General features: G+C 52.8%; 26 protein-coding genes. 19 read left to right on the forward strand and 7 right to left on the reverse strand.

The genetic code is table 11. The features are described from left to right. Positions 1-8 precede the first annotated feature (8 nt). Complete coding sequence (gene fsa, locus B152_RS0113755) at positions 9-665, reverse strand: fructose-6-phosphate aldolase (protein WP_020593009.1); 657 nt, start codon at positions 663-665, stop codon at positions 9-11. A gap of 256 nt (positions 666-921) precedes the next feature. Between fsa and B152_RS0113765 the strand changes: the two genes are divergently transcribed. The 7 genes from B152_RS0113765 (at position 922) to B152_RS0113800 (ending at position 9392) form a co-directional block, all read left to right on the forward strand. Next, on the forward strand, positions 922-3186 hold the full coding sequence (locus tag B152_RS0113765; protein ID WP_211212205.1) for a primosomal protein N': 2265 nt from the start codon (positions 922-924) through the stop codon (positions 3184-3186). A gap of 375 nt (positions 3187-3561) precedes the next feature. After that, positions 3562-4101 (forward strand): F0F1 ATP synthase subunit delta, encoded by a 540-nt coding sequence (locus B152_RS0113770; protein WP_211212206.1) that lies wholly within the window; start codon positions 3562-3564, stop codon positions 4099-4101. After that, positions 4101-5633, forward strand: a complete 1533-nt coding sequence (gene atpA / locus B152_RS0113775; RefSeq protein WP_020593013.1) for a F0F1 ATP synthase subunit alpha — start codon at positions 4101-4103, stop codon at positions 5631-5633. The genes B152_RS0113770 and atpA overlap by 1 nt, the downstream gene beginning before the upstream one ends. Positions 5634-5680: 47 nt before the next feature. Then, positions 5681-6565, forward strand: a complete 885-nt coding sequence (locus B152_RS0113780; protein WP_026261555.1) for a F0F1 ATP synthase subunit gamma — start codon at positions 5681-5683, stop codon at positions 6563-6565. A 42-nt stretch (positions 6566-6607) separates the two neighbouring features. Continuing rightward, positions 6608-8029, forward strand: a complete 1422-nt coding sequence (atpD, locus tag B152_RS0113785) for a F0F1 ATP synthase subunit beta (RefSeq protein WP_020593015.1) — start codon at positions 6608-6610, stop codon at positions 8027-8029. Between the two features lie 46 nt (positions 8030-8075). Further along, positions 8076-8480: a F0F1 ATP synthase subunit epsilon gene (locus tag B152_RS0113790; protein ID WP_020593016.1), complete on the forward strand. Its 405-nt coding sequence runs from the start codon at positions 8076-8078 to the stop codon at positions 8478-8480. A gap of 180 nt (positions 8481-8660) precedes the next feature. Beyond that, a complete protein-coding gene (locus tag B152_RS0113800) occupies positions 8661-9392 on the forward strand; it encodes a TerC family protein (RefSeq protein WP_020593018.1) in 732 nt (243 codons plus the stop codon). 104 nt (positions 9393-9496) lie between these two features. Here B152_RS0113800 and B152_RS26440 read toward each other — a convergent pair whose 3' ends face one another. After that, positions 9497-10075 carry a PhnA domain-containing protein gene (locus B152_RS26440; RefSeq protein WP_020593019.1) on the reverse strand — a complete coding sequence of 193 codons (579 nt, stop codon included), beginning with the start codon at positions 10073-10075 and terminating at the stop codon, positions 9497-9499. Positions 10076-10294: 219 nt separating this feature from the next. Here B152_RS26440 and B152_RS0113810 point away from each other — a divergent pair, with 219 nt between their 5' ends. The 9 genes from B152_RS0113810 to B152_RS0113850 all read left to right on the forward strand — a co-directional run bounded on the left by B152_RS0113810 (position 10295) and on the right by B152_RS0113850 (position 18426). Further along, complete coding sequence (locus B152_RS0113810) at positions 10295-11197, forward strand: LysR family transcriptional regulator (RefSeq protein WP_026261556.1); 903 nt, start codon at positions 10295-10297, stop codon at positions 11195-11197. A 142-nt stretch (positions 11198-11339) separates the two neighbouring features. Beyond that, positions 11340-12485, forward strand: coding sequence for an ABC transporter substrate-binding protein (locus tag B152_RS0113815; protein ID WP_026261557.1), 1146 nt, complete (start codon positions 11340-11342; stop codon positions 12483-12485). 77 nt (positions 12486-12562) lie between these two features. Further along, positions 12563-13558 (forward strand): ABC transporter ATP-binding protein, encoded by a 996-nt coding sequence (locus tag B152_RS0113820; protein WP_020593022.1) that lies wholly within the window; start codon positions 12563-12565, stop codon positions 13556-13558. Next, positions 13555-14505 carry an ABC transporter permease gene (locus tag B152_RS0113825; RefSeq protein WP_020593023.1) on the forward strand — a complete coding sequence of 317 codons (951 nt, stop codon included), beginning with the start codon at positions 13555-13557 and terminating at the stop codon, positions 14503-14505. Before B152_RS0113820 ends, B152_RS0113825 begins: the two co-directional genes overlap by 4 nt. Beyond that, entirely contained in the window at positions 14495-15304 is an 810-nt protein-coding gene (locus B152_RS0113830; protein ID WP_020593024.1) for an ABC transporter permease, read from the forward strand. Before B152_RS0113825 ends, B152_RS0113830 begins: the two co-directional genes overlap by 11 nt. 23 nt (positions 15305-15327) lie before the next feature. After that, the gene (locus tag B152_RS0113835) at positions 15328-16752 is read left to right on the forward strand and encodes a gamma-aminobutyraldehyde dehydrogenase (RefSeq protein WP_020593025.1); all 1425 of its coding nucleotides are present in this window, start codon (positions 15328-15330) and stop codon (positions 16750-16752) included. 87 nt (positions 16753-16839) lie between these two features. Next, a complete protein-coding gene (locus B152_RS0113840; protein ID WP_020593026.1) occupies positions 16840-17325 on the forward strand; it encodes a GNAT family N-acetyltransferase in 486 nt (161 codons plus the stop codon). Between the two features lie 77 nt (positions 17326-17402). Beyond that, positions 17403-18041 carry a LysE family translocator gene (locus B152_RS0113845; protein ID WP_020593027.1) on the forward strand — a complete coding sequence of 213 codons (639 nt, stop codon included), beginning with the start codon at positions 17403-17405 and terminating at the stop codon, positions 18039-18041. 55 nt (positions 18042-18096) lie between these two features. Beyond that, positions 18097-18426, forward strand: a complete 330-nt coding sequence (locus B152_RS0113850; RefSeq protein WP_020593028.1) for a 5-carboxymethyl-2-hydroxymuconate Delta-isomerase — start codon at positions 18097-18099, stop codon at positions 18424-18426. 112 nt (positions 18427-18538) lie between these two features. Here B152_RS0113850 and B152_RS0113855 read toward each other — a convergent pair whose 3' ends face one another. The 5 genes from B152_RS0113855 to B152_RS0113875 form a co-directional block, all read right to left on the reverse strand. Beyond that, positions 18539-19666 carry an aminotransferase class V-fold PLP-dependent enzyme gene (locus B152_RS0113855; protein ID WP_020593029.1) on the reverse strand — a complete coding sequence of 376 codons (1128 nt, stop codon included), beginning with the start codon at positions 19664-19666 and terminating at the stop codon, positions 18539-18541. A 251-nt stretch (positions 19667-19917) separates the two neighbouring features. Continuing rightward, the gene (locus tag B152_RS0113860; protein WP_020593030.1) at positions 19918-20448 is read right to left on the reverse strand and encodes a winged helix DNA-binding protein; all 531 of its coding nucleotides are present in this window, start codon (positions 20446-20448) and stop codon (positions 19918-19920) included. A 57-nt stretch (positions 20449-20505) separates the two neighbouring features. Next, positions 20506-21801 carry a TRAP transporter large permease gene (locus B152_RS0113865; RefSeq protein WP_020593031.1) on the reverse strand — a complete coding sequence of 432 codons (1296 nt, stop codon included), beginning with the start codon at positions 21799-21801 and terminating at the stop codon, positions 20506-20508. A gap of 14 nt (positions 21802-21815) precedes the next feature. Then, positions 21816-22466: a TRAP transporter small permease gene (locus B152_RS0113870; protein WP_020593032.1), complete on the reverse strand. Its 651-nt coding sequence runs from the start codon at positions 22464-22466 to the stop codon at positions 21816-21818. A gap of 50 nt (positions 22467-22516) precedes the next feature. After that, entirely contained in the window at positions 22517-23506 is a 990-nt protein-coding gene (locus B152_RS0113875) for a TRAP transporter substrate-binding protein (protein ID WP_020593033.1), read from the reverse strand. A 254-nt stretch (positions 23507-23760) separates the two neighbouring features. On the opposite strand from B152_RS0113875, the gene pxpB reads away from it, so the two are divergent. The 3 genes from pxpB to B152_RS0113890 are packed head-to-tail and all read left to right on the forward strand — an operon-like array spanning position 23761 to position 26362. Next, positions 23761-24507, forward strand: coding sequence for a 5-oxoprolinase subunit PxpB (gene pxpB, locus B152_RS23780; protein WP_020593034.1), 747 nt, complete (start codon positions 23761-23763; stop codon positions 24505-24507). Beyond that, positions 24508-25599, forward strand: a complete 1092-nt coding sequence (locus B152_RS23785) for a 5-oxoprolinase subunit C family protein (protein ID WP_020593035.1) — start codon at positions 24508-24510, stop codon at positions 25597-25599. After that, entirely contained in the window at positions 25586-26362 is a 777-nt protein-coding gene (locus B152_RS0113890) for a LamB/YcsF family protein (RefSeq protein WP_020593036.1), read from the forward strand. Before B152_RS23785 ends, B152_RS0113890 begins: the two co-directional genes overlap by 14 nt. The last annotated feature ends 8 nt before the right edge of the window (positions 26363-26370 follow it).

Here is a 26370-nt window from a genome sequence, read left to right on the forward strand (position 1 = left end):
TCTTACTATCAGAGAATTGACTGACCGGTTTTGGCCCAGTCTGCCATGAAGGCGTCAAGCCCCTTGTCAGTGAGAGGATGCTTGAACATGGCGCGCAGAACGGATGGTGGTACTGTTGCCGTGTCAGCGCCCATCTTTGCGGCTTCGACCACGTGGAGAGGGCTTCTTACCGAAGCAACCAGCACTTTGGTCGAAAGCTCCGGGTAGGCGCTGTAGATTTCGACGATGTCGGCAATGAGCCCAAGCCCATCCTGACCCAGGTCGTCAAGACGTCCGATGAAGGGAGAGATGTAAGTTGCACCAGCCTTGGCAGCAAGCAAAGCCTGAGCAGCGGAGAAACAGAGTGTGACGTTGGTCGCTATGCCCTCGCTGGTGAAAGTCTTGCAAGCTTTCAGTCCATCGGGGGTCAGGGGAAGTTTGACCACGATATTATCTGCCAAAGCCGCCAGCTTGCGGCCTTCAGCCATCATGCCGTCGTATTCGAGTGACGTAACTTCAGCACTGATCGGGCCGGAAACGATTTCTGTAATTTCCTTGATGACTTCAATAAACTGCCGTCCCGATTTGGCGATGAGGGAAGGATTGGTTGTAACGCCGTCCACCAGACCGGTTGCAGCAAGTTCGCGAATATCGTTGATGTCCGCTGTGTCGATAAAGAATTCCATCAATAACCCCGTTAGTTGATTGTCCTGTTGCCGCAGAGCTGGCGGCCGATCTTCGGTGTTGTTTGACAGGATTGTGCCGTCCAGCCAGTGGTTCGGCGCTTTCTTGTCAGAACTCTGTCAGATCTGTTTCCTGTAGAAACCAGATATCACTTTATCACCTCGTTCGGCAAATGGTTGCTTTTCTGTGCTGTAAAAGCAAAAACTATGGATGAGCTGATGCAAGAGCAGCAAACTCCAGCGCAATAATCAAAACATCATGAAGTTAGGGACAGTAGTGGGTATCGGAGACGATCTGATGTTGTTTGAAGAGACGGTTCCGGAACTCTGCCGCTATCGTGTCCAGGTGATTTTGCCTGTCGAAGGTCCCTATGATTATCTGGCGCCAGAGGGAAGCGCCGGGGGAAAACCGCTGCAACCCGGTCAGATTGTTATGGTGCCAATAGGGAAAAGGATTCTGCCCGGTGTGATCTGGGATGGCGAACCAGATACTTCTGTCCCGTATGGAAAGTTACGACAGATTGAGGAAATTTCTGATCTACCCCTGATTAACGATGAACTCCGCCAGTTCATCGAGTGGGTGGCAGCCTATACCCTCTTTCCGCGGGGATCTGTGTTGAAGATGGTTCTCTCGGTTCCTCAGGCGCTTGAATCTGTTGCTGGTCAGAAGCTGTATCGTCAGGGGCTGTCCGATGCTGTTGATCAATCTTTCCGAATAACAGCGGCCAGGCAGAAGGTGCTGGATCTGCTTGCGGAGAGTGGCGGCTGGACAGGGGCTGACCTGGCCAGGGAAGCAGGGGTGTCAAACTCGGTGATCAAGGGGCTTGAACAGGCCGGGGTTGTTGAAGGCTATTTCGAAGTACCGGATTTCTCTTTCCCGCTCCCTCCCGCGGATATCAAGGGGCCTGACCTGTCGGAAGACCAGAGAGCGGCTGCGGATGATCTGATCAGCAAGGTCCGGGCCGGAAATTTTGCCGCAGTTGTTCTGGACGGGGTGACGGGATCAGGCAAGACCGAGGTTTACTTTGAAGCGATAGAAGCGGCCCTCGGGGAGGGGCAACAGATTCTGGTGTTGTTGCCTGAAATCGCGCTTTCCAGCCAGTGGCTCGACCGCTTTGAACAGCGATTCGCTGTGCGTCCGGCGGAATGGCATTCTGAATTGACGCCCGCGCTGCGCCGAAAGACCTGGCGTGCAGTGTCGGAGGGCAAGGCATCCGTGGTGGTTGGCGCCCGTTCATCCCTGTTTCTGCCCTATGAGAAGCTCGGCCTGATTATTGTAGATGAAGAGCACGAGGCTTCTTTCAAACAGGAAGAAGGAGTTTGTTATCACGCCCGGGATATGGCTGTGGTTCGGGCGAAAGGCTGTGGCTGTCCGGTGGTTCTGGCATCGGCGACGCCGGCGCTGGAGACCATGGTCAATGTCCAGAATGGCAGATATGAACGCCTGGTTTTGTCAGGACGTCACGGCGGCGCGGGCATGCCGGATGTTGAACTGGTTGATTTGCGATTCGACAAACCGGAACGACTGGATAGCGGACAGGGATGGCTGTCCCAGGCTTTGCGTGGAGCAATCCGGCAGACGCTGGAGGCGGGGGAGCAGGCAATGCTGTTCCTGAACAGGAGAGGATATGCGCCGCTGACGCTTTGCCGAACCTGTGGTCACCGGTTGCAATGTCCTCATTGCACTGCCTGGCTGGTCGAGCACCGGCGCTTCTCGCGATTGCAATGCCATCATTGCGGATACAATACACGATTGCCTGACAGCTGCCCTTCCTGTGATTCCGAGGGGTCACTTGTGCCCTGTGGCCCAGGGGTGGAGCGGATCGTGGAGGAGGCGAAGAAACTTTTCCCCGATGCCCGGATCGGCTTGATGGCCAGTGATACGCTTACCTCCCCGGCTGCAACACGGGAGATGGTCGAGCGGATTGAAAAGAGAGAGGTCGATCTCCTGGTCGGGACACAGGTGGTGGCCAAGGGCTATCACTTTCCTTATCTGACGCTGGTCGGGGTCGTGGATGCAGATCTTGGGCTGTTTGGAGGGGATCTTCGGGCGGCTGAACGCACTTTTCAGTTGCTGCATCAGGTCGCCGGGCGAGCGGGGCGTGCCGAGCACAAGGGACGGGTTATTCTGCAGACCTCTGACCCGCAACATCCAGTGATGCAGACGCTCAAAGCCGGAGACCGGGACAAGTTTCTTGAGATTGAGGCCGAAACAAGATCCCGGGGCGGGTTGCCGCCTTTCGGGAGGCTGGCTGCAGTCATCGTTTCCGGGCCCGATGAAGCCGAGCTGGATAATTTCTGTGCAACCATGGCCCGGGCTATCCCGACTATTGACGGGGCGCGGATTCTCGGTCCTGCTCCGGCGCCTCTTTCCTTGCTGCGGGGGAAATATCGACGCCGATTCCTTGTGATGACGCGCCGCTCAGTTGCTCCACAAGCGGTGGCACGCAGCTGGTTACAGGGACTCAAGTCTCCTTCGCGAGTCCGCGTTGTTGTTGATATTGATCCTTACTCTTTTCTTTAGCTGTTCATCGGGTTAGCCAGAGCCGGAAGGCTGGTGCAGCAGAAGAGGCGGAAAGTTTTTTTTTATGCCTCAGGTGCGGCAAATGTTCCTCCAAATGACTTATTTTTAAGGAGAAACAGGGACTTCGCTGGCGTTATCAGGGGAGCTTTCTGTCGTTATTGAAAAAAAGACTGCGTTAAAAGCTGTAATCTTTCGTCGGACTCGCTTGAAACCCTGTTATGACTGTGATACCAAACCCGCGCCTGAAGATAGTTGTGCTTGGCACACTGTCTTATTCTTATTGAGTTTCGGCTTCACTGAAATGCGACCTGTACAGGCAGGGTCAATTTCTGGCTTATCTTGGGGGCAACCGGCTTGGCAGGCGATAACACTAGCTTGAACAGCTTGGCAGGACGCTATGCATTAGCGTTGCTTGATATTGCCGAGGAAAAGACTGCACTGGATGCAGTTGCTGCAGATCTTGCTGGACTGAAACAACTCGTTTTGGACAGTGCTGACTTGCAGAATTTACTCAGCTCTCCGCTCTATACTCGCGAACAGCAGGTAAAGGGGCTTTCCGCAATTCTGGACAAGTCGGGTGTCAATGATGTGACACGCAACTTTGTTTTGACTGTTGCTGAAAACCGTCGCCTTGCTGTGCTGACAGACATGGCAGACGCCTTCCTGGCGGAATTGACGCGTCGCCGCGGCGAAGTTAGAGCGCAGGTTACTGCTGCACATGAATTGACGAAGACACAACAGAAGGCCATTGCAGATGCATTGAAATCTTCTGTCGGTGGCTCAGTCGAAGTTGACGTAACTGTCGATGAATCGCTAATCGGGGGCATGATCGTGAAGGTTGGTAGCCGCATGGTCGATAGCTCCTTAAGAACAAAATTACAGAGACTTGAACTGGTGATGAAAGGGGTTGGCTAATGGATATCCGCGCCGCTGAAATCTCTACCATCCTCAAAAATCAGATTGAAAACTTTGGCACTGACGCCGATGTGGCCGAAGTAGGCCAGGTTTTGTCTGTGGGTGATGGTGTGGCTCGCATCTATGGTCTGGACAATGTCCAGGCTGGTGAGATGGTTGAATTTGCAAACGGCATTAAGGGTATGGCCCTTAACCTTGAAGTCGACAACGTTGGTGTCGTGCTTTTCGGTGATGACCGTGGCATTAAAGAAGGCGATACGGTCAAACGGACCGGCTCCATCGTTGACGTACCAACAGGCAAAGGTCTGCTGGGTCGCGTTGTTGATGGTCTCGGTGAGCCTATTGACGGTAAAGGTCCTCTGAAGGACGTGACACGTTCTCGTGTGGAAGTGAAAGCCCCTGGCATCATTCCACGTAAGTCCGTTCACGAGCCGATGCAGACCGGTATCAAGTCAATCGACAGCCTTATTCCAATCGGTCGTGGCCAGCGTGAGCTGATCATTGGTGACCGTCAGACTGGTAAGACCGCGATTGCTCTGGATGCGATCCTGAACCAAAAAGTAACCAACGATGCGGCAGCAAGCGAAAGCGAAAAGCTGTTCTGTATCTACGTTGCTGTTGGTCAGAAGCGTTCCACTGTTGCCCGTCTGGTGAAGACCCTCGAAGAAAACGGCGCGATGGATTATTCCATTGTTGTTGCTGCGACGGCGTCCGATCCTGCACCGCTACAGTTCCTGGCCCCTTACACAGGCGCTGCCATGGGCGAGTACTTCCGCGACAATGCGATGCATGCTGTGATCGTTTATGACGATCTGTCCAAGCAGGCTGTTGCTTATCGTCAGATGTCCCTTCTGCTCCGTCGTCCTCCTGGACGTGAAGCTTATCCTGGTGACGTTTTCTATCTTCACTCCCGTCTGCTTGAGCGTTCTTGCAAGCTCAATGACGAACACGGCGCAGGCTCTCTGACAGCGCTGCCTGTGATCGAGACACAGGGTGGTGACGTTTCTGCTTTTATTCCGACCAACGTGATTTCGATTACCGATGGTCAGATCTTCCTGGAAACAAACCTTTTCAACAAAGGTATCCGCCCGGCGGTTAACGTTGGTCTGTCAGTTTCCCGTGTTGGTTCTGCTGCGCAGATCAAAGCCATGAAGCAGGTTGCTGGTAGCATCAAGCTTGAGCTGGCTCAGTATCGTGAAATGGAAGCTTTCTCTCAGTTCGCTTCTGATCTTGATGCTGCAACACAGCGTTTGCTGGCCCGTGGTTCTCGTCTGGTTGAGCTGCTCAAGCAGCCACAGTACAAGCCACAGACTGTTGAAGAGCAGGTTGTTGTTATCTACTCCGGCGTGAAGGGCTACCTCGACAAGATTGACGTCAAAGACGTTAGTCGTTTCGAAGCAAAGCTTCTGTCTGAAGTTCGTGGCAACGGCCAGGACATTCTGGAAACGATCCGTAAAGAGAAAGCCATGTCTGCCGACACTGAAGGCAAACTGAAAGCTTTCATGGATAATTTCGCCAAGACCTTTGTATAAGAGACTGGCGGTCCAGAGTTTAATGGCTGTGGGAAACGAGTAACAACATGCCAAACTTGAACGACCTGAAACTAAGGATCTCCAGCGTTAAGTCGACGCAGAAGATCACGTCAGCCATGAAGATGGTTGCCGCGGCAAAGCTTCGCCGTGCACAGGAACAGGCTGAAGCATCCCGACCATACGCCGAGCGTATGGAACGGATGCTCGGTTCTCTTGCTGCATCAGCGGGCAAACAGCCGGGGGCTTCACCTCTTCTTGTCGGTACGGGTAAAGACGACGTTCATCTGCTGATTGTTGCTGCGGCTGATCGTGGACTTTGTGGGGGCTTCAACTCCAATATTGTGAAAGAAGCCCGCAACAAGGCAAATGCCCTGATCCGCGCTGGGAAAACTGTGAAGATTTTCTGCGTTGGTCGCAAATCTCGCGATCAGTTGCGCCGCAGCTTCAGAGAGAACATCGTTGGTACTCTTGAAGATGTTGCAAAGCCGAGCTTGGGTTTTGACAAGGCCGCTACCGTCGCTGATCGTGTACTGGCAATGTTCAAAGCTGGTGAATTTGATGTTTGCACAGTTTTTTACGCCAAGTTTAAATCTGTGATTTCTCAGGTTCCAACGGCTCAGCAGTTGATCCCGTTTGAAGCGGAAGGCGCTGCAGAAGCACCGGCTTTGTCCGAGGGTGGTATCTATGACTACGAACCTTCTGACGAGAAAATCCTGAGCGACCTGTTGCCGCGCAACATCGCTGTTCAGATTTTCAAGGCAATGCTTGAAAACAACGCCAGTGAGCACGGTGCCCGTATGTCTGCTATGGACAACGCGACACGCAATGCCGGCGAGATGATTGACCGTCTGTCGATTCAGTACAACAGAACCCGTCAGGCAAACATCACGAACGAATTGATTGAAATTATCTCCGCCAAGGAAGCTCTCTGATTAGAGAGCCCTGGCAAGCGCACTGGCTAAGGAGTTAGACAAATGGCTGTAAAGCATATCGGTAAAATTACACAGGTCCTCGGACCGGTGGTTGATATTCAGTTTTCAGGTGCATTGCCTGAAATTCTGGATGCTCTAGAAACACAGAATGATGGCAAACGCCTGGTTCTCGAGGTTGCACAGCACCTCGGTGAGAATACAGTCCGCGCCATTGCCATGGATGCAACAGAAGGCCTGACACGTGGTCAGGAAGTTGTTGGTACCGGTGATTCGATCAACGTTCCTGTTGGTCCTGAAACATTGGGTCGTATCATGAACGTTGTTGGGGAACCAATTGACGAACGTGGCCCGATTGGCAACAAAAAGACTTTCCCAATTCACCGTTCCGCTCCTGCGTTTTCTGAGCAGGCAACTGATGCCGAGATCCTGGTAACAGGGATCAAGGTTATCGATTTGCTCTGTCCTTATGCTAAGGGTGGTAAAATTGGTTTGTTCGGTGGTGCCGGTGTTGGTAAAACCGTGACAATCATGGAACTGATTAACAACATTGCGAAAACACACGGTGGGTACTCTGTGTTTGCGGGTGTTGGTGAGCGTACCCGTGAAGGGAACGATCTGTACCACGAAATGATCGAATCCGGTGTTATCAAGCTGGAAGGCGACAGTAAATGTGCGCTGGTTTATGGCCAGATGAACGAGCCTCCCGGAGCCCGTGCACGTGTTGCGCTGACTGGTCTGACACAGGCGGAATACTTCCGTGATGAAGAAGGTCAGGACGTTCTGTTCTTCGTGGATAACATCTTCCGTTTCACACAGGCCGGTTCTGAAATTTCAGCGCTTCTGGGACGTATTCCTTCTGCGGTTGGTTATCAGCCAACACTTGGTACCGATATGGGTGCCATGCAGGAGCGTATTACCTCTACGAAAAAGGGTTCCATTACATCTGTACAGGCCGTTTACGTTCCTGCGGATGACTTGACCGACCCTGCGCCTGCGACAACCTTCTCCCACCTTGATGCGACAACCGTTCTGTCCCGTCAGATCGCCGAACTCGGGATTTATCCTGCTGTGGATCCACTGGATTCCACCAGCCGTATTCTCGAGCCTTCAGCGATTGGTGATGAGCACTATCAAACTGCCCGTGGCGTTCAGCGTGTGCTGCAGTCTTACAAAGACCTGCAGGACATCATCGCTATTCTGGGTATGGATGAACTGTCGGAAGATGACAAAATGACTGTTGCGCGTGCTCGTAAGATCCAGCGCTTCCTGTCACAGCCATTTGACGTGGCTGAAGTCTTCACCGGTTCTCCTGGTGTTCAGGTTCCGCTTGAAGAAACCATTCGCGGTTTTAAAGGCATTCTTGCCGGTGAATATGATCACCTGCCAGAAGCGGCTTTCTACATGGTTGGTACCATTGATGAAGCTATTGCCAAAGCCGAGAAAATGGCTGCTGCTGCTGCCTAAGGTTTTTGCAGGTAACTTTTATTAGACCGGTAACAGGAAGAGATTGATGGCCAAAGAGCAGGTCGAATTCGAACTCGTTTCACCAGAGAAACTCCTTTTTTCCCAGAGTGTCGACATGGTTGTCGTCCCTGGTGAAGACGGGGACTTTGGTGTGCTGCCGCGTCACGCACCCATGATCTCCACGGTTCGTCCGGGCGTGATCGCTATCTACTCTGGTAAAGAGGTCAGTGAGCGTATCTTCGTTGCTGGCGGATTTGCCGAGGTGACGGGAGAACGCTGTACTGTTCTAGCCGAGATCGCCCTGCGTGTTGGGGAAATCGACAAGGCAGCAGTCAAGCAGCAGCTCCAGGATGCAAAGGAAGATCTTTCCGATGCCAAGGATGATGCTGCTCGTGACGCCGCAAGAAAACAGATCGGATTGTCTGAGGCCATGCTAAACGCTGCTGGCTGATAAGACGATTATGATTTTGAAAAGCCCGGGCTGAGATGCCCGGGCTTTTTTTATGCCGATTTTTCAGCTTTCCTGTATATTTTTCTATGCTTGTTGTCCGGGAGTTGAATGACCTGGAGAGCGTTATCCACTTCACCCTGATCTGTTGTTCTGACAGGTTGCCAAACAAATGGAATTTTCATGGATAGCTTGCTGGTACTGTTTCTCGATCCTGCGGCGTGGATTGCCTTGGCCACGTTGATTGTGATGGAAGTTGTTCTGGGGATCGACAATCTTATCTTTGTCTCGATCCTGACCAATAAACTTCCGCAAGAACAGCGTAAAAAAGCTCGGGTTTTTGGGCTCAGTCTGGCTCTGGTTTTCCGCCTGGCATTGCTTGGCACCATTGCGTTTATTGTTCAGCTTGTAGAACCTATTTTCACTGTCTTCGAACAGGCCTTCTCCTGGCGCGATCTGATCCTGATTGCAGGGGGGCTTTTTCTGGTCTGGAAAGCGACAAACGAAATACACCATAGTATGAGCCCAGAAGAAAAGGATGATGGTCCTGGTGGAAAAGCGGTGAGTGGAATGACCGCTGTACTGGGGCAAATTCTGGTTTTGGATCTGGTGTTTTCTATCGATAGTATTATTACGGCTGTGGGTATGACGCCTCATTTGCCAATTATGGTAATAGCGGTGATTGTTGCTGTCGCCGTGATGTTATTTGCGGCGACACCTCTGGCCAAGTTCATCGAAGCAAACCCGACGATTGTTATGTTGGCGCTCGGGTTCCTGCTGATGATCGGTATGGTGCTGATTGCCGATGGTTTCGGCGTACATGTACCAAAAGGCTATATCTACGCAGCAATGGCATTCTCTGCTTTTGTAGAGATGCTCAATATGTTCGCGCGTAAACGGCGCAAAAAAGTGTAGATCAAGCGCTTAGATACAATCTGATCTTTCAAGAATCAAACAGGCCGCTTCAGCGGCCTGTTTGATATTTGTTTGATTTTTGAGCGCCCTATGTTCTGTCGTGATCAGGATTTTTTGACAAATTTGGTCAGAATAACGATCTGCTGCCCACTGACACGTCCTTCGATCTGTTCGGGATTGCCCTGTACAAGCGAGATACCCCGCACTGCAGTCCCGCGTTTGGCAGTGAAATTGGCACCCTTGACGTTAAGGTCCTTGATCAGGGTGACGGTATCGCCGGAAAGGAGTTCGGCTCCGTTTGAATCGAGGTGCTTTTCATCGGTATCATTGTCGCCACTGTTTCCGTCGGCTTGTGCCCAGGCCAGGGTTTCATCATCCAGATACAATTGAGCAAGAAGATCCTGGGCCCAGATTTCGTTGTTAAGACGGGACAGCATCCGCCAGGCCATGACCTGCACGGCTGGAACCGGCGTCCACATGCTGTCATTGAGGCAGCGCCAGTGGTTGGCGTCGAGTGCACCTTCGTCCTCGATCTGTCCCTGACAGCTCGCACAGGCCAGGATGGACTGTTCTGCTGTCTCATCCGAGGCGGGAGGCACCGCATAGACCGTCAAATTGTCGCTAGCACCGCAGAGTTCACATTTTGCATCACTACGGGCATGCAGATCCTGTTCAGTCGTCATCGTTCTCTTACTCTTGCTGTTGGTCGTATGCAGTATGGGCGTGGAAAAAGCGGGCCACCATAACAGTCGTTCCCTGAAGGAACAACGGGGAAGGAACAACGGGGAAGGAACAACGGGGAAGGGTTTTGAGTTCCCTGTCTCGGTCGATATCAGTATGATCGGTTGCTATTGAGGGCAGGCAGAGGTTTGTCTGCTCCTGCATTGGAAATTGAGGCGGTGATGGCTTTTACAATACGACAGCTTCAGTTTTTTGTAGCGGTCTCTGAACAGGGGACAGTCTCTGGTGCGGCACGTGCCCTGTCTATTTCTCAATCGTCTGTCACCGAAGCGGTAAAGTCTCTGGAAGCAGATCTGGGGGTGGAGTTATTTCTAAGGCGATCGCGCAGTCTGGAAATCACGCATGTCGGGCATCAGTTTTTACGCCATGCACAGAAAATACTTGCCGATGTTTCCGATGCGCGGCTGTTGTTCGAGGCAGATCCCAAAACAAAAACCGGAAAGCTGTCTTTGGGGGTCACTTCTCTGGTCGCCGGCTATGTTCTTTCAGAAATCCTGTCGCGATTTCGCCGGGCTTATCCGCAGGTAGAGGTGTCGGCAATCGAGGACAACGGAGAATATCTTGAGCATCTTCTGATCGGCGGGGAGCTGGATGTCGCGGTTTTGGTGACATCAAGCCTGCATAACCGGGGTGCCTTGCAGGTCGAAACCCTCGAGGTTTCTCCCTATCGTCTCTGGCTGCCCATGGGGCATGATCTTGCAGGCAAAGAGGCAATCTCGATTGAGGATGTCGCGGCCGAACCACTGATTATGTTATCGGTTGATGAGATTGAGGAAAGTACCTCTGCCCTGCTTTCTTCTCTTGGGGCACGTCCGAATGTTGCGTTTCGCACACGCTCTGTTGAGGCGGTTCGAAGTCTGGTGGCAACAGGGGCTGGTGTGGCCTTGCTGCCAAACCTGGTGTACAGGCCCTGGTCTCTGGAAGGGGATCGGATTGAAATTCGCGATGTTTCCGGAGATCTCCCGGCTGTTCAGGTTGGTTTGGCCTGGCGCAGGGGGGCGCCCTTGAGTGACATCAGTCGCGACTTTATCAGAACTGCTCAAACATCCCTTTCTTTCAAATAGTTGCCAGTGATATCGGAAATAGAGATATCACTAATCTGTATTTTGAGATTGCGAATATTCCCGGTGAGCAGACACTGGAGAAAACGAATAAAAAAGCGGGAGCACAAGCTCCGTCATTCGTGTTTCAACGGGAGTAATTCACATGAACAGGAAGATTCTATACGGGGTAATGGCCCTGTCACTTTTGTCATCAAGCTCTGGTTTTGCGGCATCGGTTGGTGAAAGTGAAGGTCAGGTGAATATTGTTGCCTGGCCGGGCTATATCGAGCGGGGCGAGACAGATAGTGCTTTTGACTGGGTAACAAAATTTGAAACAGCCAGTGGCTGCAAGGTTAACGTCAAAACAGCGAACACTTCTGACGAGATGGTTGCCCTGATGAACGAAGGCGGCTTTGATCTTGTGACAGCATCCGGTGATGCTTCTCTGAGGTTGATCGCCGGCAAGAGAGTTCAGGAGATTGATACGGGCCTGATCCCGAGCTGGGCTACGGTTGATGACCGTCTGAAGGCAGCACCCTGGCATACTGTCGAGGGCAAACACTATGGCACGCCCTATATGTGGGGTCCAAATGTGCTGATGTATAACAGCAAGGTTTTTGAGGCGGCGCCAGAGAGCTGGTCGATTGTATTTGAAGAGACCACCTTGCCAGATGGCAAGTCGAACAGCGGACGTGTTCAGGCTTATGATGGTCCGATTCATATCGCCGATGCAGCAAACTATCTGATGTTCCACAAACCGGAACTCGGCATCAAAAGCCCCTATGAGCTGAATCAGGAGCAGTATGATGCCGCGCTCAATCTTTTGCGGGATCAGCGCAAACTGGTGGGACGCTACTGGCACGATGCCTTTATCCAGATGGATGATTTCAAAAATGAAGGTGTTGTCGCCTCGGGGTCCTGGCCGTTTCAGGTGAACATCCTTGCCAGTGAAGGACAGCCCGTCGCGTCGGTCATCCCCAAGGAAGGGGCAACCGGCTGGGCGGATACGACCATGATGCACAGTGAAGCTGCGAACCCCAACTGTGCCTACAAATGGATGGAGCACACGCTGTCATCAAACCTGCAAAGTGATCTGGCAGTCTGGTTCGGGGCGAACCCGTCGGTTCCCGCTGCCTGTACCAACGGCAGTGGCATGCTGACCAAGGAAGGCTGTTCTACGAATGGCTTTGATGATTTTGATAAGATCAAATTCTGGCAAACCCCGGTATCCAAGTGCGATAGCCAGGGAGAGTGTGTTCCCTATTATCGCTGGGTTTCTGACTATATCGGCGTTATCGGCGGACGGTAATAGAGACTCCAGATATCCCTTGAACAGATCCCGCCTGGAACTTCCGGGCGGGACCCAGAAATTTGGCTGATTGATCAATGACTGTTGCGGTGGAATTCAAGAAAGTCTCCCGTCATTTTGGTGCGGTGAAGGCGGTTGATGAGGTCGATCTGAAAATCGACGAGGGAAGTTTTTTTGCGATGCTCGGTCCATCCGGATCAGGCAAGACGACCAGTCTGCGTCTGATCTCGGGGTTTGATCAGCCTTCTGCGGGATCAATACATATTTTCGGAGAAGCCTGCGAAACGACCCCGCCAAACCGGCGTCCTGTAAACACTGTGTTTCAGGACTATGCCCTGTTTCCGCATCTGACTATCCGCGACAATGTTGCCTATGGATTAATGGTCCGGGGGGTAAAAAAAAGCCTCAGACATCAGGAGGCTGACGAGATGCTCTCGCTGGTGAAGCTGGACAGCTATGGCGATCGCAAACCTGCCCAACTTTCCGGAGGGCAACGACAACGTGTTGCCCTGGCCCGGGCTCTGGTCAACAAACCGCGTGTGTTGCTGCTGGATGAGCCTTTGGGGGCTTTGGATCTAAAACTGCGTGAGCAAATGCAGGAAGAACTCAAGGCGCTTCAACAACGTTTGGGCATTACCTTTGTGTTTGTCACCCATGACCAGACCGAGGCTCTGTCCATGGCAGATCAGATTGCCGTGTTTAACGAAGGCGGAATCGTCCAGACAGGAACGCCTGAAGAGGTGTATCAGCGCCCGAGAACAAAATTTGTCGCTGACTTTGTTGGCTCTTCCAATCTTGTTCCTCCGCAGATCAGCGCACAACTCGGCGGGCAATCCCGCTGGTCGAGCCTGAAACCTGAAGCTTTGACCCTGATAAAGCATGAGGGGGCAGGGGTTGTTGGTACGATCAAAACCGTCAGATATCTCGGGGCGACAAACCGGGTCACAATACAGGTTGGTGAAACTGAACTTTCGGCACTGTTGTCGAACAGCGGAGCAAGCTGGAACAAGGGGGATCATGTCGGTCTGCAGGTGAAACCTGGAGCTCTTTATGCAATGGAAGAGAGCACATGAGCAGGGCTATTTCCATACAAACCCGGGACGGGCGAACTGGCGTGGCAGGACGGTTGTCCGATCTTTTCTGGCGGCGACCCAAGCTGTTGCTGTTGCTTATGCTGGCGCCACCCTTGTTGTGGCTCGGTATTATCTATGTGGGTTCGCTTTTTTCACTGCTCCTGCAAAGCTTCTTCTCCATTGATGAGTTCTCCGGGCTGATTCAGTACGAATTTACGCTAAAAACCTATGGGGAGCTGCTGCGCCCAACCAACTATGACATTATTTTGCGCACAACCCTGATGGCAACCGCAGTGACAGTTGCTTCTGCGGTTATTGCCTTTCCGATTTCCTATTTTGCCGCCCGCTATGCCCGCGGACGTATGAAGGCGGTCTTCTACCTTGGCGTGATGCTTCCTCTCTGGTCGAGCTATCTGGTCAAGGTTTATGCCTGGAAACTGATTCTGGCCAAGGAAGGTATTCTGTCGTGGTTTTTTGATGCCGCGGGGTTGATGCCCGTCCTGGAGGCGCTTCTGGCGCTTCCGGTTGTCGGAGGGAACTCTTTGTCTGTCAGCTATATCGGAACTTTTCTGGTTTTCCTCTACGTGTGGCTGCCATTCATGATCCTGCCGATCCAGGCATCGCTTGAGCGGGTGCCATCGAATTTACTGGAGGCATCCGGGGATTTGGGGGCGTCACAGCGGCAAACCTTCAGATATGTTGTGTTGCCTCTGGCGCTGCCGGGGATTGTCGCAGGGTCAATCTTTACCTTCTCGCTGACCCTTGGCGATTACATTATTCCCCAGATTGTCGGGTCATCACGCCTTTTCATCGGGCAGGCCGTCTATGCCCATCAGGGGACGGCAGGCAATATTCCGCTCGCTGCGGCTTTTGCGGTTGTCCCTATTGTTATCATGGCTTTTTACCTCTGGATGGCCAAACGGAAGGGAGCTTTTGATGCGCTCTGATCAACGTTCTTCCAAGTGGCTTAAGCTGGCGGCGATTTCAGGCCTGTTGTTTCTACATCTGCCTTTGCTGTTGATTTTCCTCTATGCCTTTACGACCGAGGCAACCAGCTACCAGTTTCCCCCGCCCGGCCTCACTCTGGACTGGTTTGAAGTGACCTGGAACCGGGCCGATGTCTGGGAGGCTCTGGGGTTATCAGTCAAGGTGGCTTCGATCTCGACTGTCATTGCTCTGGTTTTGGGGACACTTTGCGCTGCGGCGGTCTCCCGATCACGTTTTTTTGGGCGGGAAGCGATCTCATTACTGGTGATTCTGCCGATTGCCCTGCCGGGAATTGTAACAGGGATTTCCTTGCGCTCTGCTTTTAATCTTGCGGACATTCCTTATTCGACGCTGACAATCATACTCGGGCACGCCACCTTTTGTGTGGTGGTTGTCTACAACAATGCCGTTGCCCGGTTTCGCCGGCTTTCGATCTCGATGATTGAGGCGTCGATGGATCTGGGAGCCAACAGTTTTCAAACCTTCCGCTATATCGTCCTGCCAAACATCGCCACGGCAATGTTGGCAGGCGGAATGCTGGCCTTCGCCCTTTCTTTTGATGAAGTCATTGTGACGACCTTCACGGCGGGCCAGCAGGCGACCTTGCCGATCTGGATGCTGGAGGAACTGGTCCGTCCCCGGCAACGCCCGGTGACCAACGTTGTGGCCATGGTTGTTGTTTTGGTCACTTTTTTACCCATCCTTGGTGCTTACTACCTGACCCGTAGTGGAACCGATACGGCCGGAGCCGGAAAATAACAAACTCTAAGGGAGATCTTGTCATGGACACAAAGCTGTTGATCGGAGGCCGTTTCGAGGAAGGCACTGAAACTGCAGAGTTAGTGCTCAACCCGAGAACCGGGGAAACCATTCTGGAATTGCCCGAGGCTTCTGCCGCACAAGTTGATGCAGCTGTTGATGCAGCTGCAAAAGCCTTTGCCAGCTGGTCGCGGTCATCTCCGGCAGAAAGAGCAGGATGCCTGTTGCGAATTGCCGACCGGATCGAGGCGGAAGCCGTGAACTTTGCCTTGCTGGAATCCCTGAACTGCGGGAAGCCGATCAGCCGGGTAACAGAAGATGAAATTCCAGGTGTTGTCGATACCTATCGCTTTTTTGCCGGGGCGGTTCGCTGTGTCACCAGCGCAGCAGCAGGGGAATATCTGCCGGGCTTTACATCGATGGTTCGTCGGGATCCTATCGGGGTTGTCGCCTCGATTGCACCCTGGAACTATCCTTTGATGATGATGGCCTGGAAGCTGGCCCCCGCCATTGCCGGGGGGAATACAGTGGTCTTTAAGCCCTCGGAACAAACCCCGTTGACTGCTTTGAAGATGGCAAAGATTCTGGCGGAAGAACTTCCCGAAGGTGTAGTGAACATTGTTCCGGGACGAGGAGCAACGGTTGGGAACCAGCTGATCAACCACAAGAAAGTCGATATGATTTCCCTGACCGGGGACGTTGCTACTGGGAAAAAAATGTTGCAGGCCGCGTCCTATTCGGTGAAGCGGACCCATCTTGAACTCGGGGGAAAAGCCCCGGTTATCGTATTCGATGATGCATCCTTGTCTGAGGTGGTCGAGGGGCTCCAGGCTTTTGGGTATTACAATGCCGGGCAGGACTGTACGGCTGCTTGTCGGGTTTATGCGAGTGACAAGATCTATGACAATCTGGTTGCGGATCTTTCGTCGGCTGCAGATTCCATTAAATACGACTTGAAAGATGATACCGAAAACGAAATTGGCCCCCTGATTTCGGGGCGTCAGCGAGACCGGGTCGCCAGTTTTGTCGAGCGGGCACGGGAGTTAAGCCATATTGAAGTGACGGCCGGGGGCAGTACCCATGGGGACAACGGGTTCTATTACAAACCAACGGTTATTGCAGGGGCATTACAGCAGGATGAAATCGTTCAGCGGGAAGTTTTTGGTCCGGTAATTTCCGTCACCCGTTTCTCGGACGTGGATGACGCCGTCAGCTGGGCAAATGACAGTGACTATGGTCTGGCGTCTTCAGTCTGGACCAAGGATGTCGGGCGAGCGATGGAAACTTCAGCGCGTCTTCGTTATGGCTGTACCTGGGTAAATACCCACTTCATGCTGACGACAGAGATGCCTCATGGAGGATTGAAACAGTCCGGTTATGGCAAGGACATGTCGATCTATGCGCTGGAAGATTACACAGCAGTACGGCATGTGATGATCAAGCATTAGAAGCTGGCCTGCAAAAAAGGTTTTTCCCTGTGATTGGCACTGTTAGTCTGGTCAGATAACAGTGTTCAATTCTTCCGGAGACTTCATATGGCCTTTATGGAAATTACTCTTCTGGACGACGGCTGGGTGATTCGCCCCTGCGGTATTGATGATCTTGAGGAGGTTTCCAAGCTGGTCTTACAAGAGGCCCTGCGCAGCATCGCCGAAGACTTTGACGAGGCTGGCTGGAAAGATTTCCAGGAGTATCTGAGTGCGGAGCAGCTGCTTTTTCGCCTTTCAACAGGCTCAAAAGGACTGGTGCTGCACGGAGAGGATGACAAGCTGGCGGGCTATGTCGAGGTTTCTGGAAACCAGATTCTGCTGTTCTTTGTCTCTGAGAAAGCCCAGGGGCAAAAATTGGCGACCCGTCTGTTTGAAAAGCTTTGCGAGGGCCTTGCCTTGAAGGAGCTTTATGTTAACGCTTCTTCGCAGGGGCATGATTTTTACCTTGCCCAGGGATTTGAAGCAATGGGGGATTGGGTAACAACCGCGGGTGTTAAACATTGTCCCATGCGCTGGACCGCTGGAAGCTGAAAACAGTTGTCTGGCAGAATAATAAGTCTCATTCTGTCTGCATTCTGGAGACACTGTAGAAAACAAGTCGGGGTCCAATGGGTATTACAGAAATTCTTTCATTCGTTCTGGTTGCATCCCTGCTTGTGATATCGCCGGGGCCAAACGGTGTGCTTATTGCCAAAACAGTTCCTCTGTCGGGCAAGGGGGCAGGGTTCGCCAATATTGCGGGTTTTGTCGGAGCCTTCTATCTGCACGGGCTTCTGTCTGTTCTTGGTATCTCTGTGCTGCTGGTTAAATCAGCCGAGCTTTTTACCCTGGTGAAGATTGTTGGTGCAGCTTACCTCATGTGGCTCGGGCTGAAAGCTCTGCGCCAAAGCCTGAAAAAGAAAGGCTCTCTGGTGACGCCGGCAGTTAAGCCGATCACGAGAAAACGGACCCTTGTTACTGCCCTTCTCGAAGGCTTTCTGACCAACGTCCTCAATCCGAAAGTCTCGATGTTTTACCTTGCGGCCTTCCCACAATTTATTACACCCGGAGAGGCGGCAATGACCAACTCTCTTCTGCTGGTCAGCCTGCATGCCCTTATCAATGTGCTCTGGTTTTCTGGCATGATTTTGTTCCTGGCCCGGTTAAGCGGTGCCGCGCGCAATGAAAGCTTCCAGCGCTGGATCAAGGGTATTACCGGTGTGGTCTTTATTGGTTTTGGCGCGCGCCTGGCGATGATGAAACCCTGATTCAGAGCAAGCTGACAGAACTATTCCCTGCTTTAAAATTTGAAAGAACAGACGAATGCCCCACTGCATTATCGAGTATGCCGCGCCGCTCAAGAGCAAAATAGCAATAACGGATCTGGTCGAGGCTGTCTTCGCGGCCACGGCTGGATCCGGTCTGTTTGAGGTGGCAAGTATCAAGGCACGCGCTCTGGAAATCGAGCATTTCAAAACCGGAGCTGTAGAACAGAATTTTGTCTCGACAACAGTCAAGCTGTTGCCCGGACGAACGGCTGTGCAGAAGCAAGCACTGGGAGAAGCCATTCTGGTGGCAAAGCAGGTGCTGCTCAAGGATAGGGCCCTGCTGACTGTGGAGGTTGCTGATTTGGCTGAGGCCTATTTCAAATAGAAATGTTTCGGCAAGGTTTTGCTCTGACAAGAGTGTAAATTCCAGCTCTGGTTAATAGAGCTGGAATTTTTTGGCTCTTTTTTCAAGTTTCAGGGAAGGCCTGAAGTAACTGTTACCGGATCTGGCCGAGCACCTGCTTGAGCTGCTCGACAGTCCGGTCAATATTGTGAAGCTTGTCCAGGCCAAAGAGGCCAAAGCGGAAGGTCTGGAAATCTGCGGGTTCATCGCACTGCAGGGGAACACCTGCTGCGATCTGTACACCCTGAGCAGAAAATTTCTTGCCGTTCTGGATCTCCGGGTCTGTTGTATAGCTGACCACAACACCCGGCGCCTGATATCCTTCAGCTGCAACACTTTTGAACTGGTGTTTTTCCAGAAGCTCCCGGACTTTTTTGCCCAAAAGCAACTGTTCGTCGCGCACCTTGTCAAAACCATACTGTTCGGTTTCGATAATAACATCGCGAAATGTTGCGAGACTGTCGGTTGGCATGGTGGCGTGATAGGCATGGCCACCGTTTTCGTAAGCCTGCATGATTTGCAGCCATTTTTTCAGATCACAGGCAAAGCTTGTACTTGAGGTCTGCTCGATAGCCTCTTTTGCGCGGGCATTCATCATGACCAGACCGCAGCCGGGGGAGGCGCTCCAGCCCTTTTGTGGGGCGCTGATCAGGATATCTACGCCGGTGGCTTCCATATCAACCCAGACGGTTCCCGAGGCAATGCAATCGAGCACAAACATGCCCCCGACCGAGTGTACCGCTTCGGCAAGCTGGCGCAGATAGTCGTCGGGTAGCATCATGCCGGATGAAGTCTCAACATGGGGCGCAAAAACCAGATCAGGCTTTTCGCTCAGAATAGTGTTGACCGCTTCATCAATGGGGACAGGGGCAAAAGCAGCCTGCGGACCGCTTCCGACCTGGCGGGCTTTCAGGACTGTTGAAGCAGCAGGAATATTCCCGGCTTCGAAGATCTGAGTCCAGCGATAGCTGAACCAGCCATTGCGGATCACCAGGCATTTTTTGTCTGTGGCGAACTGCCGGGCAACAGCCTCCATGGCATAGGTGCCGCCGCCGGGAACCAGCGCGACAGACTTGGCATTGTAAACTTTTTTCATAAGCCGGGAGATATCAGTCATCACCGTCTGGAAAGATCGGGACATGTGATTGAGGGAGCGATCGGTATAGACAACAGAGAACTCTAGAAGTCCATCCGGGTCTACATCTGGCAACAGTCCACTCATTGAAAATCTCCTGGTTATTTTTACTGTGGTTATCGTGGTGCGGGTATCTTGGCGATATTATTCGTATTTTGGGGGCGCTGGGCAACATCCGGCAAGCGCAATAATTAGATGATTTGTTTAGCTCTGCTCACCTATCCCTGTAGTGCTACAGGAAGCGGGACAGAAGCAGAAGTTCCTGACAATCGCAGGTCTTGTGCTTAAAATTCACCTTGAGAACATTACGTTATTTCAGGCGTCCAAATCAGAGCTTCTTAAAAAGAAGCAGCAGCCCGCGAAGCCTGGTCGTAGAGGCCGGACACACTGCGCAGGATTTGAGCTGTTCGGGCAATCTCGTCGAACTTTGTCTCTGTAGCTACCGCTGGATCAATCAGGCAGAGGTCGCGGATTTTGCGGTATTCGGCACAGGCCTTGATGCCCTCTTCGGTGGTCGAATAGAAAATTTCCTTGCCCCGTTTGGAGCCTTTGACCAGTTTTCCCTTGATCAGTTTCTTCAGTGAGTAATTGACTGTATGCGGGTCCTCGATGTTGAGCACAAAGCAGATATCATTGAGGCGTTTTTCCCGCTTACGGTGATTAACATTGTGCAACACCAGTACATCCAGCGGGTTGAAATCATGCAGACCCGTCGCGTTCATACAGCGGACCATCCAGCGCGAAAAGCCGTTGAAGGCGATAATCATCCCGTATTCCAACTCGCTCATCTGCCACCCCTGTTCACTGGCCAGATGCTCGGAAGAAACGATCGGACGCGGGGCTTGCGGCGGGACTACGGGATCGGACATGGCTAGACCTCTGGTGACTTTGACGTGATGAAATTATGGAACGTTCGGCGTGAACCTTTACATATTGTTTGGAAGATAGGTTACCAGCTCAGGTACAGCAATAATTATACCCAGGGCGAGTAACAGCAGGGCAAAAAATGGTAGAGCCGCCTTGGCAACGGTGAGGATGTTCCGCCCGGTAAGGGATTGCAGAACAAACAGGTTAAAGCCAACCGGAGGCGTGATTTGCGACATCTCGACAACAATCACGATGTAGATCCCGAACCAGAGAGGATCAATTCCTGCCTGTTCAACCATGGGCATGATCACCGAAGTGGTCAGAACGACGACACTGATGCCATCTAGAAAGCAGCCCAGAACGACAAAGAATACGGTGAGTGCGGCCAGCAGGGCATAGGGACTGAGCTCAAGACTACCGATCCAGAGGGCCAGGAGTTTTGGTATACCGGTGAAGCCCATGGCGACAGTCAGAAAAGCAGCGCCAGCCAGAATGAAGGCAATCATGCAGGAGGTCTTGGTTGCCCCCATCAGCCCGCCCATAAAGCTCTCGCGGTTCAAGCCCCCGGTACACCAGGAGAGCAGCAGAGCCAAGACGACGCCCACAGCTGCGGCATCCGTTGGCGAGGCAATGCCAAGATAGATTGAACCGATTACACCGGAGATCAGAAATATAACGGGCAAGAGGCTGCGGGTGCGCCGGATTTTCTCGCGAAAGGACAGCTGTTCAATCACGTCAGGGAGTTTGTCTTTGTTGAACAAAGACCAGACAACGACAAAACCGATAAAGAGAGCGACGAGTAACAGACCGGGAATGACACCGGCGATGAAAAGCCGGGCAATCGACTGTTCTGTGGCAACGCCGTAAACGATCAGGATGATTGACGGGGGAATCAAGAGACCCAGAGTGGCAGAGCCTGCCAGCGTGCCGATCATCAGGCTTTCGGGATAGCCGCGTTTTGACAGTTCAGGAATGGACATCTTGCCGATGGTCGCAGCTGTTGCCGCAGAAGAGCCGGAGACGGCAGCAAAGATGCCGCAGCCAATAATGTTCACATGCAGCAGCTTGCCGGGAATTTTGCCAACCCAGGGGGAAAGCCCGCTAAACATGTCCTGGGATAGGCGGGAACGGAACAGGATTTCGCCCATCCAGATAAAGAGAGGCAGGGCGGCGAGGGCCCAGGAATTGCTGGAACCCCAGACGGTGGTGGCAAGGACGCTGCCAACAGGGGCATCCGTGAAGAGCGCCATGCCGAAGATGCCGACACCAAACAGTGAAAAAGCAACCCAGACACCTGACCCCAGCAAAACAAAGAGGGTCAGCAACAACAAAACGGTAAGATAAATCTCGGACATTTGACGGTGCTTCCCTATTCCGCGTGGAGATCGGCGTGGTCTTGTTGCAGGAGGTTCTCTCCCTTGCCTTCATAGCTGGCTTCACCGCCGAGCAGGACAGTAACCAGTTCATCAAGCAGCGCTATGGCCAAAATGCCCAGTCCCAGCAACATGGGGGTCATGGGAATCCAGATCGGCACTGCGATCATACCGGTAGAGAGATCGTTATAGGTAAAGGCTTCGTGGACGAGCAGTGCGGTGTAATAGGTACAGAAGAGGGCCATGGCCGCAGCGATGACAAGGCACCAGATCTCCACCCCCCGTCGCAAACCCTGCGGCAGGTTCTGGAGCAGGAGCGAAACCCTGATATGGCTGCCATCGCGCAGGGTATAGGCCAGTGCGAGAAAAGAAGAAGCCGCCAGAAAAAAGCCGGTAAAATCGCCATAGGAGGGGATGGTCAAGCCAATCGCCTCGCCGGTGATGGCTGTGCTGAGGCGGTCGATCAGATTAAGCAGAACCTGGGCCATAACTGTAATGCAGATGGCAAGGAGGAAAAAGGCTGCTGCCCAACCGCTCGTCTGATAGAGCTTATTGAGGATTTTTCGCATGGTCACACGCCCTCTGTTGACGATTCTGCGGGCCTCTTGGACGCGCAGGAAACCATTATACCTGAACTGATCAGGCATTTGTAAAACCGGGGTGATTCAGTATTCCGGATCACCCCGATGAGAAAGGATCAGTTGCCGTAGGCAGAGAGGATTTCTTCGCCTTCACTGCCGGCTGCAGTCTTCCAGTCCTTGAGCATTTCTGCCCCGACGACCTTCAGGTCTTCAACCAATTGCTCGGATGGCGGATTGACGATGGTCACCCCGTTGTCCTGCATAACTTTGATCTGGGCGTCGGTTTCGGCCTTGCTCATGTCCCAGCCACGCTTTTCGGCTTTTTCTGCCGCAGCCAAAACAGCTGTCTGTGTGGCTTCGTCAAGCTTGCGCCAGGCGCTTTTGTTGATCACAACAATGTTCTTCGGAACCCAGGCCTGAATATGGGTATAGTGGGAAACAAAATCCCAGGCCTTGCTGTTGGCTCCGGTTGAAGGGGAGGTGATCATGGCCTCGACCCGGCCTGTGGTGTAAGCTTGTGGAATATCCGGCACCTCGACCTGGGTTGGTGCAGCACCTGTCAGCTGGGCGAATTTTTCCAGCGTGGCGTTATAGGCCCGGAACTTGAGACCCTTGAGATCGGCAACGGAGTTGATCTCTTTGTTGGTGTAGAGACCCTGTGGCGGCCAGGGAACAGAATAAAGGGGAATCAGGCCCTGTTTGTCGAGCAGTTTGGTGATCACAGGTTTCTGGGCGGCCCAGAGTCTTTCTGCATCGTCATAGTTGGTGGCGAGGAAAGGCAGGGAATCTGCGCCAAAGGCTTCGTGCTCGTTGGACAGCAAGGAAAGGAAGAATTCACCGATCGGGACCTGACCGCTGCGCACGGCATTTTTGATCTCGGGGTGTTTGAACAGGGACCCGGCGGAATGAACCTTGATGGTCAGACCCCCATTGGTCGCGGCTTCGACGTCTTTGGCGAACTCAATGATGTTCTCGGTATGGAACGTCTTGTCTGGATAAGGTGTCGGCATGTCCCAGGTATCGGCCTGGGCGGACATAGTGGCAGACATGGTTGCGCCCATAGCAAGGGCAGCGACACCTGCGGTGAAGTTACGTAGTACTTTCATCTGATAAACCTCCCAAAGGTTTTTCTGGAGTAGGGCTTTGCCCGAAACATATTATTGGCTCGCAAACCGCATAGGATTTTTTATGAGTAGAACGAGCAAAAACTGCGTGATGACCAACCGCAAAATGTGCGCCAACAAGTACGCATTAATTTACTGTGACATTTTGTTGACAAATAATCAATAAAACAATAACGATTTATTATTGTAATCTGCCTGACGCAATAATTCATAAGCAAAAATTGAGAGGGCAAGAGTTGGATATCCGGATACTGACCGTTGGCGATGCCGCCTTCACCATCGAGTTCCCGAACCTGGAAGGGGTGTCAGGGGCACGGCAGGTTGCTGCCTTGCGCAGTCGGGTGCAGGAAAAGATTAAAGCCGGGCAACTTTCAGGGATTGTGGACATCATCTCGGCTTCCCGCTCGCTCACCATTTGCCTTGATCCTTTTGTCGCCGATTATAAATTTCTGCAAACGGCTGTCGCCACATTGGCAAAACAGAAACTGTCTCTGGCCAAGAGAGCTTCCCAGCTTTGGCGACTCCCGGCCTGTTATGAGGGAGAATATGGTCCCGATCTGGAAGAGGTTGCCGAAAGATCGGCGATGAGTACTCAGGAGGTGGTCGCGCTTCATAGCGCTCGGGAATACGAACTCTTACAGATCGGCTTTCTGCCCGGTTTTCCTTTTCTGGCAGAACTGGATGAACGGCTGAGATTTCCGAGGAGAGCCAGCCCGCGCGTGCGGGTGCCTGCGGGCTCCGTCGGCATCGCCAACGCACAGACAGCGATCTATCCCTGGGAAAGTCCAGGGGGGTGGCATCTTCTGGCCCGTTGTCCTGTCCCGCTGTTTAACCCACTCTGGGATCGCCCCAGCCTTCTTGATACCGGAGCGAAGGTGACGTTCGAGCCGATCAGTTCCAAGGATCTGGCCCTGCTGCAACAGGATTTGTCCAGGGGTCGGCTTGATCCCCACTCCTTTGCTGTTGAGAGAAAGGAGGGATAGATGGGAGCTGTCCTTAAAATTCTTTCCCCCGGAGTATTTTCTTCCCTTCAGGATCGGGGCCGATTGGGCTTTGGGGCTTATGGTGTCCCGCGTAGCGGTGCTGCTGATCCTGTCGGCTTGCGTATTGGCAACTATCTGCTCGGGAATGATGCCTTTGAAACGGCGATCGAGTTTCGCTTTCTTGGGCCAAAAATCCTGATCGAGAGCGGCTCTGTCCGGTTGGCGCTGGCGGGGGACGCGACCGCCGATCTGCTTCTCAGTGAAAATGAAGAGCCCGTGAAAATTTCTCCCTGGCAGACAGTTCGGCTCAATGAGGGTGATATTTTGTCGGTGATGCCTCTCACCAAGGGGGCAACAGGCTATCTGGCTCTCGAAGGGGGCTTTGATCTTGAGCACGTTCTGGGCAGCTGCTCTACCTATGCCAGAGCCGGTCTGGGCGGGGTGAACGGGAAAAACCTGCAGCAGGGTGACTGCCTCTCAGCCCGACTTGATCATCCAAGAGAGATGATCGAGAAGATTGTCAAACATCCTCCGACGTATGGAGAAGCGCCCTTGCGTGTCTTGCTGGGGCCGCAGGATGACTATTTTTCTGATGAGACATGCGCTGCATTTGAAGTCGAGTCGTACCGGGTCAGCAGTGATGTCGACAGGATGGGGATCCGCCTGGAGGGAGCAGCGCTTGCGCCGCTGCCAGAAAAAGGCAGTGATCTTGTTTCTGACGGGCTGGTCCCCGGCGCAATCCAGATCCCCGGCAGCGGACAGCCGATTGTTTTATTTGTCGATTGCCAGACAATTGGCGGCTATCCCAAGATCGCAACAGTTATTACGGCCGATCTGCATCATCTGGGACAGGTGGTACCGGGAAGTTCGATCCGTTTCAGGATTGTGACACCAGATGAGGCCACGGCGGCGCTTACTGAACGAGAGCAGCTTGTTCAACAGATAGAAAATTCGGTTGTTGATCACTTTGGTGAAGGTTTTCTGGACCTTAAGGCCCTTTATCAGAGCAATTTGATTGCCGGGGTTGTGAACGCAAAGAGCTCCGGGCATTTTCCCGGCCATCTGGAGGAGAATTCCCATGAAACTGATTAATCTCAATGCCGATATGGGGGAAGGTTTTGGTCAATACGGAATCGGTAACGATGCGGCCATGCTGGAGATAATCGGTTCAGCGAACGTGGCCTGTGGTTATCATGCAGGTGATCCCCTGGTGATGAGCAAGACAGCACAACTTGCGAAAGAGAAGGGGGTCAGCATCGGTGCGCATCCGGCTTTTCCGGATCTGCAGGGTTTTGGCCGTCGGAAGATGGTACTGCCACTCGATGAGCTGGAAGCAATGATGGTTTATCAGATCGGCGCGCTTATGGCGGTTGCGACCAGTCAGGGAAGTCGGGTTACCCATGTCAAACCTCATGGGGCACTGAATAATATGGCGGCAGAGGACATGGAGATGTCGCGCGCCATTGCCCGGGCGATCCGGAGTGTGAATCCCGACTTGATTATGCTGGCAACGGCTGGATCCTGCCTCTGCAAGGCGGGACTTGAGCTGGGATTGCCGACAGCGGGCGAAATTTTTGCTGATCGAACCTATGACGAAGAGGGTAACCTGACTTCGCGCTCCCTGCCCAATGCCGTGATTCACGATCCTGAACAGAGTGCCGAACAGATTCTTTCTTTTGTCGAGGCGGGCAAAATTATCACGCCGTCGGGCAAGGGGATCGAGACACCGATTCACAGTATCTGTGTGCATGGGGATACAGCCGAAGCCGTTGCTATTGCTCAGCGTGTTAAAGAACGGCTGGAGCAGGCAGGTTATAGACTGGCTCCGCTACCGGAAGTGATGGGGCTTGGCTGAGAAGAGCA

This window comes from Kiloniella laminariae DSM 19542 (assembly GCF_000374005.1).
GTDB classification, from domain to species: Bacteria; Pseudomonadota; Alphaproteobacteria; order Kiloniellales; family Kiloniellaceae; genus Kiloniella; species Kiloniella laminariae.

What these genes read in the sequence shown, in the direction of transcription:
- fsa (WP_020593009.1), bottom strand. Translation starts at nt 665, where the DNA reads ATGGAATTCTTTATCGACACAGCGGACATCAACGATATTCGCGAACTT.
- B152_RS0113765 (WP_211212205.1), top strand. Translation starts at nt 922, where the DNA reads ATGAAGTTAGGGACAGTAGTGGGTATCGGAGACGATCTGATGTTGTTT.
- atpA (WP_020593013.1), top strand. Translation starts at nt 4,101, where the DNA reads ATGGATATCCGCGCCGCTGAAATCTCTACCATCCTCAAAAATCAGATT.
- B152_RS0113780 (WP_026261555.1), top strand. Translation starts at nt 5,681, where the DNA reads ATGCCAAACTTGAACGACCTGAAACTAAGGATCTCCAGCGTTAAGTCG.
- atpD (WP_020593015.1), top strand. Translation starts at nt 6,608, where the DNA reads ATGGCTGTAAAGCATATCGGTAAAATTACACAGGTCCTCGGACCGGTG.
- B152_RS0113790 (WP_020593016.1), top strand. Translation starts at nt 8,076, where the DNA reads ATGGCCAAAGAGCAGGTCGAATTCGAACTCGTTTCACCAGAGAAACTC.
- B152_RS0113800 (WP_020593018.1), top strand. Translation starts at nt 8,661, where the DNA reads ATGGATAGCTTGCTGGTACTGTTTCTCGATCCTGCGGCGTGGATTGCC.
- B152_RS26440 (WP_020593019.1), bottom strand. Translation starts at nt 10,075, where the DNA reads ATGACGACTGAACAGGATCTGCATGCCCGTAGTGATGCAAAATGTGAA.
- B152_RS0113810 (WP_026261556.1), top strand. Translation starts at nt 10,295, where the DNA reads ATGGCTTTTACAATACGACAGCTTCAGTTTTTTGTAGCGGTCTCTGAA.
- B152_RS0113815 (WP_026261557.1), top strand. Translation starts at nt 11,340, where the DNA reads ATGAACAGGAAGATTCTATACGGGGTAATGGCCCTGTCACTTTTGTCA.
- B152_RS0113820 (WP_020593022.1), top strand. Translation starts at nt 12,563, where the DNA reads ATGACTGTTGCGGTGGAATTCAAGAAAGTCTCCCGTCATTTTGGTGCG.
- B152_RS0113825 (WP_020593023.1), top strand. Translation starts at nt 13,555, where the DNA reads ATGAGCAGGGCTATTTCCATACAAACCCGGGACGGGCGAACTGGCGTG.
- B152_RS0113830 (WP_020593024.1), top strand. Translation starts at nt 14,495, where the DNA reads ATGCGCTCTGATCAACGTTCTTCCAAGTGGCTTAAGCTGGCGGCGATT.
- B152_RS0113835 (WP_020593025.1), top strand. Translation starts at nt 15,328, where the DNA reads ATGGACACAAAGCTGTTGATCGGAGGCCGTTTCGAGGAAGGCACTGAA.
- B152_RS0113840 (WP_020593026.1), top strand. Translation starts at nt 16,840, where the DNA reads ATGGCCTTTATGGAAATTACTCTTCTGGACGACGGCTGGGTGATTCGC.
- B152_RS0113845 (WP_020593027.1), top strand. Translation starts at nt 17,403, where the DNA reads ATGGGTATTACAGAAATTCTTTCATTCGTTCTGGTTGCATCCCTGCTT.
- B152_RS0113850 (WP_020593028.1), top strand. Translation starts at nt 18,097, where the DNA reads ATGCCCCACTGCATTATCGAGTATGCCGCGCCGCTCAAGAGCAAAATA.
- B152_RS0113855 (WP_020593029.1), bottom strand. Translation starts at nt 19,666, where the DNA reads ATGAGTGGACTGTTGCCAGATGTAGACCCGGATGGACTTCTAGAGTTC.
- B152_RS0113860 (WP_020593030.1), bottom strand. Translation starts at nt 20,448, where the DNA reads ATGTCCGATCCCGTAGTCCCGCCGCAAGCCCCGCGTCCGATCGTTTCT.
- B152_RS0113865 (WP_020593031.1), bottom strand. Translation starts at nt 21,801, where the DNA reads ATGTCCGAGATTTATCTTACCGTTTTGTTGTTGCTGACCCTCTTTGTT.
- B152_RS0113870 (WP_020593032.1), bottom strand. Translation starts at nt 22,466, where the DNA reads ATGCCTGATCAGTTCAGGTATAATGGTTTCCTGCGCGTCCAAGAGGCC.
- B152_RS0113875 (WP_020593033.1), bottom strand. Translation starts at nt 23,506, where the DNA reads ATGAAAGTACTACGTAACTTCACCGCAGGTGTCGCTGCCCTTGCTATG.
- B152_RS23785 (WP_020593035.1), top strand. Translation starts at nt 24,508, where the DNA reads ATGGGAGCTGTCCTTAAAATTCTTTCCCCCGGAGTATTTTCTTCCCTT.
- B152_RS0113890 (WP_020593036.1), top strand. Translation starts at nt 25,586, where the DNA reads ATGAAACTGATTAATCTCAATGCCGATATGGGGGAAGGTTTTGGTCAA.